Source organism: Streptomyces sp. NPDC048291 (genome assembly GCF_043201715.1).
Lineage (GTDB): Bacteria > Actinomycetota > Actinomycetes > Streptomycetales > Streptomycetaceae > Streptomyces.
Genome location: NZ_JBICZC010000003.1, coordinates 508872 through 524759, shown reverse-complemented (window position 1 = coordinate 524759; position 15888 = coordinate 508872). Strand labels below are relative to the sequence as shown.

The 15888-nt window shown below is 74.9% G+C and carries 9 protein-coding genes; 1 reads left to right on the top strand and 8 read right to left on the bottom strand.

Features of this window, described 5'->3' with window-relative positions:
* Positions 1-15 precede the first annotated feature (15 nt).
* Entirely contained in the window at positions 16-1140 is a 1125-nt protein-coding gene (locus ACGF5O_RS09940; RefSeq protein WP_393809399.1) for an XdhC family protein, read from the top strand.
* On the opposite strand, the gene ACGF5O_RS09935 is transcribed toward ACGF5O_RS09940, so the two are convergent.
* The 8 genes from ACGF5O_RS09935 to ACGF5O_RS09900 are packed head-to-tail and all read right to left on the bottom strand — an operon-like array spanning position 1063 to position 15888.
* On the bottom strand, positions 1063-2364 hold the full coding sequence (locus ACGF5O_RS09935) for an MFS transporter (protein ID WP_393809398.1): 1302 nt from the start codon (positions 2362-2364) through the stop codon (positions 1063-1065). The two genes, ACGF5O_RS09940 and ACGF5O_RS09935, sit on opposite strands and share 78 nt — an antisense overlap.
* Positions 2361-3431 carry a GntG family PLP-dependent aldolase gene (locus ACGF5O_RS09930; protein ID WP_393809397.1) on the bottom strand — a complete coding sequence of 357 codons (1071 nt, stop codon included), beginning with the start codon at positions 3429-3431 and terminating at the stop codon, positions 2361-2363. The genes ACGF5O_RS09935 and ACGF5O_RS09930 overlap by 4 nt, the downstream gene beginning before the upstream one ends.
* 13 nt (positions 3432-3444) lie before the next feature.
* Entirely contained in the window at positions 3445-4920 is a 1476-nt protein-coding gene (locus ACGF5O_RS09925) for an argininosuccinate lyase (RefSeq protein WP_393809396.1), read from the bottom strand.
* On the bottom strand, positions 4917-6155 hold the full coding sequence (locus tag ACGF5O_RS09920) for an ATP-grasp domain-containing protein (RefSeq protein ID WP_393809395.1): 1239 nt from the start codon (positions 6153-6155) through the stop codon (positions 4917-4919). The genes ACGF5O_RS09925 and ACGF5O_RS09920 overlap by 4 nt, the downstream gene beginning before the upstream one ends.
* Positions 6152-7228, bottom strand: coding sequence for a pyridoxal-phosphate dependent enzyme (locus ACGF5O_RS09915; protein WP_393809394.1), 1077 nt, complete (start codon positions 7226-7228; stop codon positions 6152-6154). Before ACGF5O_RS09915 ends, ACGF5O_RS09920 begins: the two co-directional genes overlap by 4 nt.
* A gap of 14 nt (positions 7229-7242) precedes the next feature.
* Positions 7243-8157 (bottom strand): GHMP kinase, encoded by a 915-nt coding sequence (locus tag ACGF5O_RS09910; protein WP_393809393.1) that lies wholly within the window; start codon positions 8155-8157, stop codon positions 7243-7245.
* A 52-nt stretch (positions 8158-8209) separates the two neighbouring features.
* Positions 8210-12640: an amino acid adenylation domain-containing protein gene (locus ACGF5O_RS09905; protein WP_393809392.1), complete on the bottom strand. Its 4431-nt coding sequence runs from the start codon at positions 12638-12640 to the stop codon at positions 8210-8212.
* Complete coding sequence (locus tag ACGF5O_RS09900) at positions 12637-15888, bottom strand: amino acid adenylation domain-containing protein (RefSeq protein WP_393809391.1); 3252 nt, start codon at positions 15886-15888, stop codon at positions 12637-12639. Before ACGF5O_RS09900 ends, ACGF5O_RS09905 begins: the two co-directional genes overlap by 4 nt.

Genomic DNA, 15888 nt, shown 5'->3' with positions numbered 1-15888 from the left:
CGAGGAGAGCCCCCCGTGCTGAACATCGCCCCCGCCCTTGCCGTCTGGTGCCGCGCCGACCGCCCCTTCGCCGTGGCGACGGTGATCGATGCCACCGGCAGCACACCGCTGCCGGTGGGCACGTCCATGGCCGTCGACGCCGACGGGCGGGTGGCGGGGAGTGTCTCCGGCGGGTGCGTGGACGCGGCCGTCCACGAGCTGTGCCGTCAGCAACTGGACGAGGACGGAATCCCGGAGGAGGCGCACTTCGACTCCTCCGACACCGACGCCTGGGCGGCCGGCCTGATGTGCGGCGGCGGCATCCGCGTCCACGTCCAGCGCGTCCACCCGGCCGACCGGTACCACCTGGCGGCCACGCTCACCGCGGTGGCCGAGGGGCGGACCGTGGGGCTGCTGCAGATCACCCGGAGCGCCGACCCGACGCTGGCGGGCCGCGTCCTGCCGTTGTCCGACGACGGGACGCCCGCTCCCGCCGGGCCGGTGCCGCCGCGTCTGGCCGCGCTCGCCGCCGGCGTCCACCGCACCGGCGTCACCGGGCTCGTGCGCACCCCCGAGGGCGCCGACTGCTCCGGTGCCGAGGCGCTGGTGCACACCCGCAGACCCGCCCCGCGGATGCTCGTCTTCGGAGCGGTGGAGTTCGCCGACGCCCTCACCCAGGCGGGCCGCTTCCTCGGCTACCACGTCACGTTGTGCGACGCCCGGCCGGTCTTCGCCACTGCCGAGCGGTTCCCCCACGCGCACCGCGTCGTCACCGACTGGCCGCACCGGTTCCTCGCCGCCACCGCCACCGACGAACGCACCGTGGTGTGCGTGCTCACCCACGACCCCCGGTTCGACATCCCGCTGCTGCGCGACGCGCTCCGGCGCCCGCTCGGCTACGTCGGCGCCATGGGGTCGCGCCGCACCCACGCCCGCCGCCTCGAACTCCTGCGTGCGGAAGGGGTCGGGCCCGACGCCCTCGCCCGGCTGAACTCGCCGATCGGGCTCGACCTCGGCGCCACGACCCCGCAGGAGACGGCGGTGTCCATCGTCGCCGAGATCCTCGCCCGCACCCGCGGCCGGTCAAGCGCCCCGCTCGGCACCACCACCGGCCCCATCCACCCCCGGGCCGGCGAAGTCGCGCATCCCGCGCAGCGGTGAGCACACCACCCACACCGCGGCCAGGCAGGTGCCGCAGGCCGCGATCCACAGGGTGCCCCTGATCCCGGCCGCCGACCCGCCGAGCACGCCTCCGGCCAGGGCGCCCACGGTCATCGCGCCGAAACCGACGAAGCGCACCGATGCGTTCACCCGGGCCAGCATCGCCTCGGGACACACCACCTGCCGGTAGCTGACCTGCGCGACGTTGTACACGACGACGCCGTACCCGGTGACGAGGAACCCGGCGAGGGCCGGGACGAGCAGCACCCCGCGGCCCGCGAGCGGCACCAGCAGCAGGGCCGGGAAGGTGACCAGCGGTACCAGCCACACCGCGCGGGCCTGGCCGACGTGGCGCACGACGCGGTACGCCGAGAGCGCCCCGAGCACCCCGCCCAGGCCCAGCACGCTCAGGACGGCCCCGACGGCGGACCCGGAGAGGCCGAGCACCCCCGTCAGGAAGAGGACCTGCACGGCGCTGAGCACCCCGGCGAAGAAGTTCGCGGTGGCCGTGCAGGCGGTGATGGCCAGCAGCGTGCGGCTGCGGACCAGGAACCGCAGTCCGGCGCGTATCTCGGCGGGCAGCCGCCGGTCGGTGCCCTCGGCGGGGTGCGCCGGGTCCGGCTCACGGACCCGGCGCAGCAGCAGGGTCGACGTCAGATAGCCGAGGGCCGTGGCCAGTACCGGCAGGGCGGGCCCGGCGAACTGGGCGAACGCGCCGCCCACGCCGGGCCCGCTGATCTGGGCGAGGGACTGGCTGGACTGGAGCCGGGCGTTGCCCTGGAGGAGACGGTCGCGGCCGACCAGGGCGGGGAGGTGGGACTGGTAGGCGACGTCGAACAGGACGGCGAGGACACCGCAGAGCAGGGCCACGGCGATCAACTGGCCGACCGTCAGCAGGCCGGCCCACCAGGCCACCGGGATCGTGCAGAGCAGCAGCGCCCGGCCGGTGTTGGCGCGCCGCATCAGCTGCCGCTGCCGGGCCCGGGCCACCCACACCCCCGCCGGGAGCCCGATCAGCAGGTAGCCGGTCGTCTCCGCGGCGCTGAGCAGGCCCATCTCCAGCGGGGTCGCCGCCAGAGTGGTGGCGGCCAGCAGCGGCAGCAGCGCGTTGCCGACGTACGTGCCGAACTGGCTGACCGTCTCCGCCGCCCAGAACAACCGGAACGCGTGGTGGTCGCGGAGCGCGGCGGACGGGGGCGGGGGCGCGGTGACCTGCTCGCTCACCACCGGGCCCCGGGCGCGGCGGCCATGACGTCCGCGAGCACCGTCACGGCCCGGTCGACGTCGGCGGCGGAGACCCCCGAGTGGGTGACTGCGCGGATGCGGCCCCGCCCCAGTTCCGCGAGGTGCACGCCGTGGGCGCGCGCCCCCTCGATGAGGGAGTCGGTGGTGTGGGCGGTGCGGTCGGTGTCCACGGTGAAGAACACCATGTTGGTGCGCGGGGGTTCGGCGTCCAGGCGCAGTCCGGGGATCCCGGCGAGACCGTCGGCGAGCCGGCGTGCGTGCGCGTGGTCGTCGGCGAGCCGGTCGATCATCCCGGTCAGGGCGACGATCCCGCACGCCGCGATCATGCCGGCCTGACGCATCCCCCCGCCGAGCATCTTGCGGTACCGGCGGGCGTCGGCGATGGACTCCTCGTCCCCGACGAGCATCGACCCGATCGGGGCGGACAGCCCCTTGGACAGGCAGAACTGGACGGTGTCCGCCGGGGCGGCGATGTCGGCGGCCGGCACACCGAGGGCGAGGGCCGCGTTGAACACGCGGGCCCCGTCCAGGTGCAGGGCGACGCCGTGCGCGCGGGCCAGGGCGCCGGCCGCCGCGAGGTAGCCGGTGTCGAGGGGGATCCCGCCGAGACGGTTGTTCGGCGTCTCCAGGCAGAGCACCGCGGGCAGCGCGAACTGCGGGTCCTCCCGGTCGACCTCGAGGGCGTCCGCCACCGCGGCCAGTGGCAGGGTGCCGTCCGCGGCGGCGGGGACGGGTTCGTAGACGAGGCCGCCGAACACCGAGGCGCCGCCCGCCTCGTAGACGTAGATGTCGGACTCGGCGCCGACGACGGCCTTGCCGCCGCGCGGGCTGTGGGTGAGCAGCGCGGCGAGGTTCGCCATCGTGCCGCTGGGCATCAGCACCCCGGCCGCCTTGCCCAGCAGCTTCGCCGACAGCTCCTCCAGTTCCCGTACGGTCGGGTCCTCGCCGTAGACGTCGTCGCCGAGGCGGGCCGCCCTGGCGGCGTCGAGCATGTGGGGGGTGGGCAGGGTGAACGTGTCACTGCGCAGTTCAACGACGTGGCTCATGGGTCGGGCTCCCTCACGGTCGGCGGATCAAGGCGGACACGGCGTCGCCGAGGCTGCGTTCGGCGGTCGCCCAGTGGGCGCGGCGGGCCTCCGCGGCGGCGGCGAGCCGGTCAAACTCGGCGTCGGAGTCGTCGAGGGCCGCGGTCACGGACGCCGGGGCGGGGCCGCCTCCGTTGCCCGCGGTGGCGGCGATCGACGCCGGGTCCAGGGCGTCGAGCAGGGCCCGGGGCCGGTCGCCGAGGTGTGCGGCGGCGGTGTCCTCGAAGGTGCGGCCGGTCGCGAGGGCCATGGTGCTGATCTCGCCCACCGTGTGGTGCGCCGTGCGGAACGGCACCCCCGCCACGACCAGGCGCTCGGCCAGCGCGGTGGCCGCCGTGTGCCCGTCCGTCGCGCGCCGCAGCATGAGGCCGGGGTCGGGCTCCGCGCCCTCGAACATGAGCCGCAGCAGCACCACGGCGTCGGTGGTGGCCTCCAGGGCCGGCCACAGATGACCGACCGCCTCGGTGCCGACGGCGATGGCGTTGGTGTAGCGCGCCGTCGACATCGCCGCGGTCGCCGCGGTGAGCGCGCCGAGCGCGGCGGTCGCCTTGCCCTGGACGTTCTCCAGCAGGAACGGGTTGCGTTTCTGCGGCATCATCGAGCTGCTGCCGACCAGGTCGTCGGGCAGCAGGAGCAGGGGGTTCTCGGCGCTGGTCCAGGACTGCAGGTCGTGCGCGGTCCGGGTCAGGAGCACACCGAGGACGGTGCAGGCGGCGAGCAGCCGTAGCACCACGTCCCGCGAGGCCACCGCGTGCAGGGAGTTGGTGAGGGGCGCGGTGAACCCCAGCAGTTCGGTGGTGCGCGCAGGGTCGACGGGCAGGGTGGTCCCCCCGATGGCGCCCGCGCCGAGCGGGTTCTCGCCCAGTTCGCGTCCGGCGTGCTCCAGGTGGTCCATGTCCCGTACGAGAGCGGCGGCCACCCCGGCGAGGTAGTGGCCGTAGGTGATGGGGACGGCGGGCTGGTGGTGGGTGTACGCGGGCATGACGGTGGTGCTCCAGCGGCGGCCCCGCTCCACGAGGACCCGGCCCAGCGTGTCGGTCTCGGTCAGCAGCCGGTCGTAGGGGCGCCGCAACTGGAGCCTGAGGACGGTGGCGTTGAGGTCGTTGCGGGACCGGCCGCTGTGCAGGACGCCGCCGGTCTCCTCGCCCAGGGTGTCCACGAGGTAGCCCTCGTAGGCGAGGTAGCGGCCGCGGGGCGCGGGCAGATGACGCAGGGGGGCGAAGTCGGCGGCGCGGAGTTCCTCGATGCCGGAGAGCAGCCGGGCGGCGGTCGCGCGCTCGATGACCCCCCGCTCGGTGAGCATGACCACGTGGGCGCGGTCCACCTCGCTGGTGGGCCTCAGTTCGGCGGCCACCGGGTCCGGAGGGACCCGGAGGTGCCGGTCGAAGAGGATGCCCGCCGCCGCCGGTGTCACGGCGGAGGACAGACGTCCGGTGACGGAGACGGTCATGCGGTGTCCTCCGGGGCGGTTCGGGCGCGCAGGGAGGTGCGCAGCAGGGTCAGGGCCGCGTCGGCGGCCCGTGCGGCGGTCGGGGCGTCGGGGGCGGTGGCGACGGCGTGGCCGACCCGGTCGCGGTGGTCGTGCCGCGGTGCGAGCGGCACGTCCCTGGCCCCGGTGAGGACCGTGGCCGTGACGTGGGGAAGCGGGGCGTCGAGGGCGGCGGACGGCTCGCCGAGCACGGAGGGTTCGTCGACCACGAGGAAGCGGAGACTGGAGTGGTGCGCGGAGCGGGCCGCCAGGTCGGGGCGGTGGCCGAGGGCCGCCCCGACCTGGGCGCCGACCAGGTCGATGCCGAGGGCGGTCCGCACCAGCTCGGGGATCATGCCGCCCGCGAGCCGCGGGTTGACCTCGATGACCACGGGGCCCCGGGCGGCCAGGCGCAGTTCGACGTGGGCCGCGCCGTGCCCGAGGCCGAGCGCCTCGACCGCGGCCACGGCCGTGTCGGCCAGCGCCCGTGCCGTGGTGTCCGGCACCGGAGCGGGGACGTCGTGCCCGGTCTCGACGAAGTAGGGGGCGGCGCCGAGGTGTTTGCCCACGACGGTGACGGGGGTGCGCCCGAACACCTCGACCGAGAACTCCGGCCCGACCACGTACTCCTCGACGAGGAGACCGGGCACGGTCGGGATGCCGCGCTCGTTGTGGGTGCGGGCCAGCAGGACGGCGGCGTGCTCGGCGGCCTCCGCGAGACTGCCGCACAGCCGCACCCCGGTGCTGCCGGACCCGTCGGCGGGCTTGAGGACCGCCGGCAGTCCGGTGTGCCGTACGGCGGAGAGGGCCGCGTCGGCGTCGGTCACCAGGGTCTGGGCGGCCACCGGCACGCCCCGCGCGGCGAGCGCGGCCCGCTGACGGCCCTTGTGCCGGCAGCGGATCGCCGCCTGCGGGTCGGGTCCCGGCAGGCCGAGAGCGCGCGCGGCCTCGGCGGCGACGGAGACGAAGTAGTCGGAACTGGTGGTCACCCCGGCCGGGGGACCCGCGTCGAGCGAGGCGATGGCGTCGAGGACCGAGTCGGCGCTCGACGTGTCGGCCTCGACCACGGCGATCTCCTCGGTTCGGGCGTAGCCGTAGCGGGCCGGGTCCTCGGCGAGCAGCACCGGCCGGACACCGAGATCCCGGGCGCGCCGGGCGAACAGGGGGCCGGTGCCGGAGGTGTTGGACTCCACCAGGACCAGGAAGGGATCGGTCACAGGTCCTCCACGGGTGCGGGGCCGGAGCGGCCGGCGCCGTCGCGTGTGGCGTCGTCCAGGGAGCGGCGGCGCCACTGCATGCGCGCCCACCCTCCGACGGCGTCGTGCGGGTCGGTGACGGTGCGGGGAGCGGGGGCGGCCGGCGCGTCGAGCAGACCCCGCTCGGCCAGCCACTCGTCCTGGTAGACCGTCTCCTGGTACCGGTGCCCCTCGTCCGGCAGGAACGCGACCACCTGCGCGTCGGGGTTGCGTTCGGCGTACCAGCGGGCGACCAGGAAGGACGCGCCGCTGGTGGGGCCCATGTAGAGGGCGTGCAGGGCGTGCAGTTCACGGGTGGCCCGGAAGACCTCCGCGGGGCCCGCCCAGTGCACCTCGTCGTAGGCGTCGTGGCTGACGTTGGGCGGGACCAGGCTGTTGCCGAGGCCGCGCACCACCCGAGGCCCGTCGACCTGGCCGAAGATGGCGCTGGGCGAGGTGTCCACGCCGATCAGGCGCATCTGCGGCTGGAGCAGCCGCAGGAAGGCCGCGGTGCCTCCGGTCGACCCGCCGGAACCGACCGGTCCGACCAGGCAGTCCACGGCTCCGACGGTCTCCGCGATCTGCTCGGCCACGGCGGCGTAGGCGTTGGGGTTGTCGGGGTTGTGGTACTGGCCGGGGACGTAGTGGTCGGGGTGCAGGGCCCGCAGTTCCTCCAGCCGGTCGAGGCGGGCCTGCTGGAACCCGCCGTTGGGGCTGGGCTCGGTGCAGATCTCGACCCGGGCGCCCAGTTCGCCCAGCCTGCGGCGAAGCGCCGGTTCGATGGCGGGGTCGCCGACGATGATCAGGGGGTAGCCGCGCAGCCGGCACACCATCGCGAGCCCCAGGGCGAAGGTGCCCGAGGACGTCTCCAGGACCGTGGTGCCGGGGGCGAGTTCGCCGCGCTGCTCGGCCCGGTCGATCATGAAGCGGGCCGGGAGCAGTTTCATCAGGGTGAACGCGGCCACGCAGAGGTTGGGGCCGATCCGTATGAGCCGCGGCAGGACGGTCGCCTCGACGACCGACGCACTGGCCGCGGGCAGAGTGGATGATCGCATGCTCTCCGTTCTCATCATGTCGTCGTGAAGTGCCAGGTGTCGTCGATGCCCAGGGCGGCCAGGCGCTTGCGGGCGCCGTCGGTGCGGGCGGCGAGGTCGGGCAGGGCGGGGTCGAAGAGGAGACCGGCCACGTCGCCGCTGTGCGCGACCTGGAGCCCGGCCGCGCCCACCGCCTCGCTGACCCGCAGGAGGTCGGTGAGCCCGGGGACCGGAAGGTGGCGCTGGTTGATCCTGGCGCTGGCGGTGGCCACCCTGCCGAGCAGGGCGACGTCGCCGACGCGGATGGCGCGGCGGACCGTGCCCAGCAGGGGGCGGAACGCCTCGATCTCCCACACCGAGTAGCGCGCGGGCGGCAGGGTGAGGGTGTCGGTGCCCAGGCTGTCCGCGCTGGTGCCGAAGCCCAGCACGGCCAGCGGCATCAGCGGCCCGCCCATGTCCTCGATGACCTCGCCCTCGCGGTGCGCGAACAGGACGGTCCGGTGCGGGTACATGAGCGCGTCGGACGCGGTCTCGGCCGCGACGGCCAGGGCGGCGTACTGCGCGGGGCTGGGGCGGCGACCGGCGGCCTCGTAGACGGCGCCGATGGTCGCCACGACGTCCGCCGTGGACGAGCCGAAACCGCGGCTGGGCGGGATGTTGCTGGTCAGACTGAGGGTTCCGCCGGCGGGCACGCCGCCGAGCGAGCGCAGGGTCAGCTCGGCGGCCTTGCGCGCCTTGGTCCGCCACGGGTCACGCATGACGATCCCGGTCGCGGTGTCGGACGGCTCGAAGACGGCGTGGGACTCGTAGAGGGGGCAGGGCAGGGTGATCAGGGCCCGGCGCAGGCGTCCGTCGGACTCGAAGACGCCCTGGAGGATCTCTCCGTGGTGGCCCACGCTGTGGTGGGCTCCGCGGACACGGACCGCCGTCCCGGCCGGGCCTGTGGACATGTCGTGCAGCATGGCTTCCCTCAGGGTTGGTGGATGGGGGCGCCGGTGCGGGTCACGCGCGGCCGGTGGGCTGTGGCGCGAGAGGGCGGTCCGGCCGTACGGGCAGGGTGGGCACCGCCGTGAAGCGGGCGGGGATCTGGTAGTCGGGCAGGGACTCGGAGAGGAAATCGATCAGTTCGTCGCCGTCGGGGACGGCGGAGCCGGTGCGCGGCACGAGGTAGGCGTGGAGTTCGCCGTCGGCCGTGACGACGGCCGCCTCGGCGATCTGGCGGTGGGCGGTGAGGCGGGTGCGGGTCTCGTAGGGCGCGACGCGGAAGCCCGAGACGGTCGGCCAGGACCCGGCCGTGCCCAGGATCTCGAAGCCGTCGTGGACGGTGTGCCGGGCCCGGTGGCCGGTGGGTACGAGCCCGGAGGCGTCGCCGTGGGCGAGGTGGAGTTCACCGGGGACCCCGGCGGGCAGCGGCTCCCCGCGGGAGTCGAGCACGGCGGCCGTGACACCGGGCACCGGGTGACCGACCGGTACGACGACCGCGGCGGGTTCCGGGGCCGGGCCGAGCGGCCGGTACAGCGCCAGCGGCACCTCGGCGGTCCCGAACCCGGCCGCGAGGCGGACAGCGACGGGCTCCCGCAGCGCGGTCGGGTCCAGGTCGGGACCGAGGACGAGGACCGCCTCGGCGCCCCCGGCCAGGGCGTCACGGTGGTGGGCCAGCAGCGTGGTGACGGTGGTGTCGGGCAGGAGCAGCGCGGAGAACGGTTCCTGACGGCCGGCCAGCAGCCCGGCCAGCGCGGCGGGGGAGTGCGGCGCTGTCTCCGGGACGACGAGCGTGCCGCCGCGGGCCAGCGTGGTCCACACCTGGAGCAGGAAGAGCGCGCTGTCGGCCGCGGCGCTCTGGAGGACCTGCCCCGCACCGAAGCCGAGGCCGTCGAGGGCGCCGAGGGCGCCGGTGAGCGCACCGCGGGTGATCCCCGTCTCGCCGACCAGGGCCAGGACGTCGTCCCCTGACGGCCGGAAGCGCGTCTCCCGGCCGTCCGGCACGACCGCCGGGTCCGTCGCCGGCGTCCCGGTGAAGAGGGTCTCCGTGGCCGCCGGTTCGGCGCCGGGCGCCAGCACCCGCGCCGGGGCACCGGTACGGGCGGCGGCCAGCAGCGCGGCGACGAGGTCCGCGCCGGGGTCCAGCCGCAGCGCGACCGGGTGCCCGGGGCCGGCCCCCTGCCGGGACAGAGCCTCCGCCAGACGGTCGGCGCGCAGGCCCAGTTCGCGGTAGGTCACGGAGCCGGAGTGCGTCCTGACGGCCGGCGCGTCCGGGCGCTCCGTGACGTACCGCTCCACCAGGTCCACGACCGTGGCCTCGGCGGCCCCGGCCTCGGCGGTGCTCGCCGTGGCCGCCCCGGTCAGCGGGAACCGGGACACCGGCAGGTCGGGCTCGTCGAGCGCGGCGCGCAGCAGGTCGAGGTAGGCGCGGACCATGCTGCGCATCGTGTCCGCGTCGAAGAGGTCGGTGGCGTACTCCCAGATGATCGTCAGCGCGTCGTCCTCGCTGCTGGGGCGCTTGCCCACCCGCTGCTCGGCGCGCGGGATCGCGACGATGTTCAGGTCCGCCTTCGCCGACCCGTTGTGCTCCATGCGCACCTCACCGCGCAGTCCGGCGAAGTCCAGGTCGGGGACGGCGGAGTCGTGGAAGCTGAACATCGCCGAGAACAGCGGGTTGCGCGAGAGGTCACGCGCCGGGGCGACGGCCTTGACGAGCTTCTGCAGCGGCACGTCCTGCCACGCGTACCCCTCCACCGCCGTGTCGTGGACCCGCGCGAGGAGCTGCCGGAACGTCGGGTCGTCCTCCAGACGGACCCTCAGCGGCACCGTGTTGACCATCATCCCGATCAGCCGCTCGGCCTCGGCGAGCCTGCGGTTGGCCACCCCGACGCCCAGCACGAAGTCGGTCTGGTCCGCGTACCGCGACAGCAGGGCGGCGAACGCGGTCAGCATCGTCGAGTAGAGGGTGACGCCGAACTTCCTGGCCCCCTCGCGCAGCCGCTTGTACTCGTCCGGTTCCAGGGTCACCCGTACGACGTCGCCGCGGAAGGTGAACTCCGGCGGGCGGGGCCGGTCGGTGGGCAGTTCGAGGGCGGGCGGGGCCCCGTCCAGAACCCGCGCCCAGTGACCGAGGTAGCGGTCCATGACGGGGCCGTCCAGCCAGGACCGCTGCCAGGCGGCGAGGTCGGCGAACTGGAACCGCGGCTCCGGCGGAGCCGCCGCGCCCTCGGCGAACACGGAGTACAGACGCGTCAGTTCACCGACGAAGACCGCGAACGACCAGCCGTCGTGCACCAGATGGTGCTCCACATGGATCAGCCGGTACGCCTCGGGCGCGTCCTTGGTCACGACCCAGCGGGCCAGCGGAGGCTTCTCCATGTCGAACGGCTGGGCCTGCTCCCGCGCCGACAACTCCTGCCACGCGCGCTCCCGTTCCTCCTCGGACAGGCCGGAGAGGTCCACCAGCGGCACCTCGATGTCGATCGCGTCCATCTCGACCGGGCACTGCACGGGCACCCCGTCGACCTCGCGGAACGCGGTGCGCAGGATCTCGTGCCGGCGCACCAGCTCGGTGAGGGCGGCCCGCAGCGCGGTCATGTCCAGGACGCCGCGCAGGGTCAGCGTGGCCTGCATCCGGTACGCCTGGTTGCTGGGCGAGAGCTGTTCGAGGAACCAGACCCGCTCCTGTGGGAAGGACAGCGGGATGGGCCGGGAACGGTCCGCGTGCCGCATCGGCGGCGGTGCGGGCACGGTCGCCGCGTCGTCGAGGGGAGCGCCGCTGTCGACGAGCGCGGCGATCTCGCGCGGGGTGGCGAGGCGGAAGAGGTGGGAGAGCGGGATGTCGGTGCCGAGGTCGGTGCGGATGCGGGCGGCGAGACGCCCGACGAGCAGGGAGTGGCCGCCCAGTTGGAAGAAGTCGTCGGTGGCGCCGGCCGGGGTGCCGCCGAGCAGTTCCGACATCAGGGCGGCGACCGCGGCCTCGGTGGGGGTGGCCGGCTCGTCGCCCTGACTCACCTCGGACTTGTACGGCGACGGCAGCGCCTCCCGGTCCACCTTGCCGCTCGGCGTCAGGGGCAGCGCGGGCAGCGCGACCATGGTGGAGGGCACCATGTGCGCGGGCAGGGTACGCGCGCACCAGGCCCGCAGGTCGGCGGGGTGTGCCTCGGCGTCCGGGGTGGCCACGTAGCCGACCAGGACGGTGCCCCGCGCGACGACGACGGCGTCGGAGACCGCCGGGTGCGCGCGCAGCACCTCGGCGATCTCGCCCGGCTCGACGCGGAAGCCCCGGATCTTGACCTGGTGGTCGGCGCGCCCGGCGTAGAGGTAGCGGCCGTCGGGCAGACGGCGGGCGAGGTCGCCGGTGCGGTAGGCGCGGCCGTCCGCGACGGGGACGTAGCGCTCCGCGGTCAGGGCGGGCCGGCCGAGGTAGCCGCGCGTCACCCCGGCGCCGGAGACGACGAGTTCACCGATCTCGCCGGGCGCCACCGGCAGCCCCGCCTTGTCGAGCAGGTCGATGCGCACACCCGGCAGCGGTCGTCCGATGTCGGGTGTCGCGGAACCGGTCACCTCGCCCGTGGTGGCCACGATGGAGATCTCGGTCGGCCCGTAGGCGTTGAAGACGCGCCGGCCCGGACTCCAGCGGGCCACGATCTCCGCGGGCAGCGCCTCCCCGCCGCACACCAGGGTGCGCAGCGCGGGGAGTTCGGCGTCGGGGAGCGCGGCGACCACCGACGGCGGCAGCAGGGTGAAGGTCACTCCGAGACGGTCCATCAGCTCCACCAGACCGGGGCCCGGCACCACGCTCTCGGAATCGGCCAGGACCAGCGTCGCGCCGCCGGTCAGGGCGACACCGGTCTCCAGCACGGACGCGTCGAAGCTGGAGGGCGCGAACTGCAGGACGCGGTCGCCCGTCCCCACCCCCCACTCGGTCCGCATCCCGGCGATCGTGGCGGCGACGCTGCCGTGCTCGACCAGGACGCCCTTGGGCTTTCCGGTGGAGCCGGAGGTGTAGATGACGTAGGCGAGATCGCCGGGGCCCGCGGCGTCCAGGGGGACCGGGGCGGTGGAGCCGGCGGCGTCCGGGGCCAGCACGCGGACGTCCCCCGGCAGCCGGCGTGCCGCGCTCTCGTCGGCGATCACCAGGGAGACACCGGAGTCGCGCAGCATGTACTCCAGCCGGTCCTGCGGGTAGGACGGGTCCAGCGGCACCCAGGCGGCTCCGGCCCGCATCACGGCGAGCAGGGCGGTGGGCAGTGCGGGGCCACGGCTGACGCAGACCCCGACGAGCGAGCCGTGTCCGCTCCCCGCGGCCACCAGCCGATGGGCCAGCAGGGCCGAGCGGCGCTCCAGTTCGCCGTAGGTCAGGGTGCCGTCCGCCCACAGCAGCGCCGGCTCGTCGGGGGTACGCAGGGCGTGCTCAAGGAACGCCTCGTACAGCAGAGGAGTCTTCATCGCGTCGTACCTCGTTCGTTGTCCGAGGGGCTGGTGGCCGGGGAGAGGTCTGCGAGGAGCCGGTGCGCCTCGTCGTCGGAGAGCGCCTCGATCTCGGCCAGGATCATGTCGTGGATGTACTCCGCCGTTCCGGCGACGGTCGGCCGCTCGAAGATCACGCTCAGCGGGAGCGGGACGTCGAACACCTGCCGCATCCGGTTGACGGCCCGGGTGGCGATCAGCGAGTGGCCGCCGAAGGAGAAGAAGTCGTCGAGGACGCCCATCCGGGGCACGGACAGCACCTCGGCCCAGATGTCGGCGACGGTCCTCTCGGTCTCGTCGCGGGGCGCGACGTACTCGTCCGTCTCGTGGTCCGCGGGGTCGGGATCGGGCAGCAGCGAGGGGCTGAGCTTGCCGCTGGCCGAACGGGGCAGCGCGGGCAGCACGGTGAGCGTGGTGGGCACGGCGTACCCGGGCAGCCGCGTGGACAGGTGCTCGCGCAACTCGCGCACGGAGGTCGCCCCGCCGTCGAGGACGGCGTAGGCGGCCAGGCGCAGGTCGCCGGAGGCGGCGCGGCGGGTCACCACCGCGGCGTCCGTCACCGAGGGGTGCTCGCGCAGCGCGGCCTCGACCTCGCCCAGCTCCACCCGGACACCGCGCACCTTCACCTGGCGGTCCATCCGCTCCAGATAGGTGAAGGAGCCGTCCGGGTGCATCCGGCCGCGGTCCCCGGTCCGGTACACCCGCTCGCCTGGCCGGTAGGGGTGCGGGACGAAGGCGCCGGCGGTCTTGGCGGGATCGCCCAGGTAGCCGCGGGCCAGACCGGTCCCTGCGATGCACAGCTCGCCGGGGACGCCGGGCGGCAGCGGGGCGAGACGGTGGTCGAGGACCATGACCTCGTTGTTGTCCATGGGCCGTCCGAGGCTGACCGCGCCGCTCCCGTGGGTGTCCCGGGGACCGCAGACGTGGAAGGTGGAGTCGATGGACACCTCGGTGGCGCCCCAGGTGTTGTCCAGGCTGACCGCGTCGCCGAACGCGGCGCGGAAGCGTTCCACGAGGACCGGGCGCAGGGCCTCGCCGCTGGAGAGGACGCTGCGCAGGTCGCGGCGGAGCGCGGCGGTGTCGGCGGGGGTGAGTTCCTCCAGGAAGAGGTCCAGGACGCTGGGGACGAACTGCACGTGGACGGCGCGGTGGCGCACGGTCGCGTCGACCAGGGCGCGCGGGTCGCGGTGCAGCCCGGGCGGCAGCAGCGCGACCGTACCGCCGGTGATCAGCGGCCAGAGGATCTCGACGGCGGCGTCGTCGAACGGCAGGGTCGTCTTGTGCAGGACCGTCTCGCCGGGGCGCAGGCCGTGCCTGTGCTGCATCCACGCCATGCGGTTGACCCAGCCGCGATGGGTGCAGGCCACCCCCTTGGGGCGGCCGGTCGAGCCGGAGGTGTAGTAGACCGCGCACAGGTGGTCGGGGTGGACGGTCACGGACGGGGGCGCCGCCGCCTCCCGGGGGTCGACGCGGAGCGGGACGGCGCCCGCGGCGGTGACCGTGTCGGCGTGCTCGCCGCCGATCAGGCAGACCGGCGCGCCGGCGTCGGTGAGCAGGGTGACGATCCGGGCGGCGGGCGTGGCCGTCTCGATCGGCAGGTAGGCGCCGCCCGCCTTGAGGATGCCGAGCAGACCGACGACCATCGCCACCGACCGGTCGATCAGCAGGCCCACCGGCACGTCCGGGCCGACCCCGTGGGCGGTCAGCCGACGGGCGACGGCGTTCGCCGCCGCCTCCAGGGCCGCGTAGCTCGTCGTGGCGCCGTCGGCGTCGACCAGGGCGACCGCGTCGGGCCGGGCGGCGGCACTGAGGGCCACCAGCTCGTGCAGGGTCTGCGCGGGCGTGTCGACGGCCGGACGCAGCACCAGCGCGCGCAGGGCGTCCTGTTCGGGCCCGGACAGCAGCGGGATGTCGTCCAGCAGCGTGTCGGGAGCCTCGGCGACGTGCCGCAACAGCCGCTCCAGCCAGGTGCCGAGCCGCTCCACGGTGGCGTCGTCGTACAGGTCGACGTCCCAGTTCACCCCGCACCACAGCCCGGCGGCGCCCTGCTCGAAGCTGACGCAGAGGTCGTACTTGGCGCCGTGGTACGGCATCGGGAGGTCGGTCACGGTCAGGTCCGGCATCCGGGGCGAACGACGGCGGCCGGTACGGAAGTTGACGAGGATCTGGAACAGCGGGGTGCGGGACGGGTCGCGTTCGGGGGCGCTCTCCTCCACCAGCCGGTCGAAGGGCACCTCCGCGTGCTCGAACGCGTCGAGCGCCACGTCCCGGAACTCCTCGACGAACCGGCGGAACGTCAGCCGCGGGCCCGGCCGGCCGCGCAGGGGCAGCATGTTGATGAGCAGGCCCAGCAGCCGCTCGGTCGCCGGGTCGTCGCGCCGCGCGTAGGTGGTGCCGGTGGTGACGTCCTGCCGCCCGGTGCTGCGGTACAGGACGGCCTGGACGGCGGCGCTCAGCAGCATCGCGGGTGTGGCTCCCGCGGAGCGGGCCAGCGCGGTGAGCGGCTCGGCGACGTTCGGCGGCAGCACGAACGCGGTCCGTGTCGCCCCCCGGCCCGCCCGTACGGCGGGCCGCGGACGGTCGGCGGGCAGTTCGAACGCGGTGAGGTCGGCCAGCGTCTCGCGCCAGTGTTCGAGCCCGGGGTTCCCGGGCCGCCCGGCCTCGGCGGCGCGGGCGTCGAGGCCGGCCGCCACGACGCGGTACGGCTCCGCGGGCGGGGGGACGGGGGAGGGGGCGCCGGTGGTGAAGGCCGTGTAGTCGGCGGCCAGTTCGTCGTAGACGAGGGCGCACGACCAGTCGTCGGCGGCGACGTGGTGGAGCGTGAGGACCAGGGTGTGCTCGCGGGCGCCGTGCCGGATCAGCAGGGCGCGCACGGGGAGCTCGGTGGCCAGGTCCATCGGGGTCGCCGCCTCCGCGGCGAGGGCGGCCTCCAGCGCCCCGGCGTCACCGACCTCCGTCTCCCGCAGCCGGAACAGGCCGACCGGGCGGACCATGCCCACCGGTCCCGCCTCCGCGGCCAGCACGCCGGTGCGCAGCACCTCGTGACGGGCCACCAGGGCCTCCAGCGCACGGCGCAGGGCGTCACGGTCGAGCGGGCCGGCGAAGTGCAGACGGAGCGGGATGAGGTAGTCGGACGACGAACTGCTCATCTGGTCGACGAACCAGGTCCGTTCCTGGTCGCGGCTGAGCGGTACCTGGACCCCGGCGTGTCCGGGGGTGGCAGACAT

Bases quoted from the DNA above. Each gene is read 5' to 3' on its own strand.
- ACGF5O_RS09915 (WP_393809394.1), bottom strand. From the start codon at position 7,228: ATGCGATCATCCACTCTGCCCGCGGCCAGTGCGTCGGTCGTCGAGGCG.
- ACGF5O_RS09900 (WP_393809391.1), bottom strand. From the start codon at position 15,888: ATGTCTGCCACCCCCGGACACGCCGGGGTCCAGGTACCGCTCAGCCGC.
- ACGF5O_RS09925 (WP_393809396.1), bottom strand. From the start codon at position 4,920: ATGACCGTCTCCGTCACCGGACGTCTGTCCTCCGCCGTGACACCGGCG.
- ACGF5O_RS09930 (WP_393809397.1), bottom strand. From the start codon at position 3,431: ATGAGCCACGTCGTTGAACTGCGCAGTGACACGTTCACCCTGCCCACC.
- ACGF5O_RS09905 (WP_393809392.1), bottom strand. From the start codon at position 12,640: ATGAAGACTCCTCTGCTGTACGAGGCGTTCCTTGAGCACGCCCTGCGT.
- ACGF5O_RS09910 (WP_393809393.1), bottom strand. From the start codon at position 8,157: ATGTCCACAGGCCCGGCCGGGACGGCGGTCCGTGTCCGCGGAGCCCAC.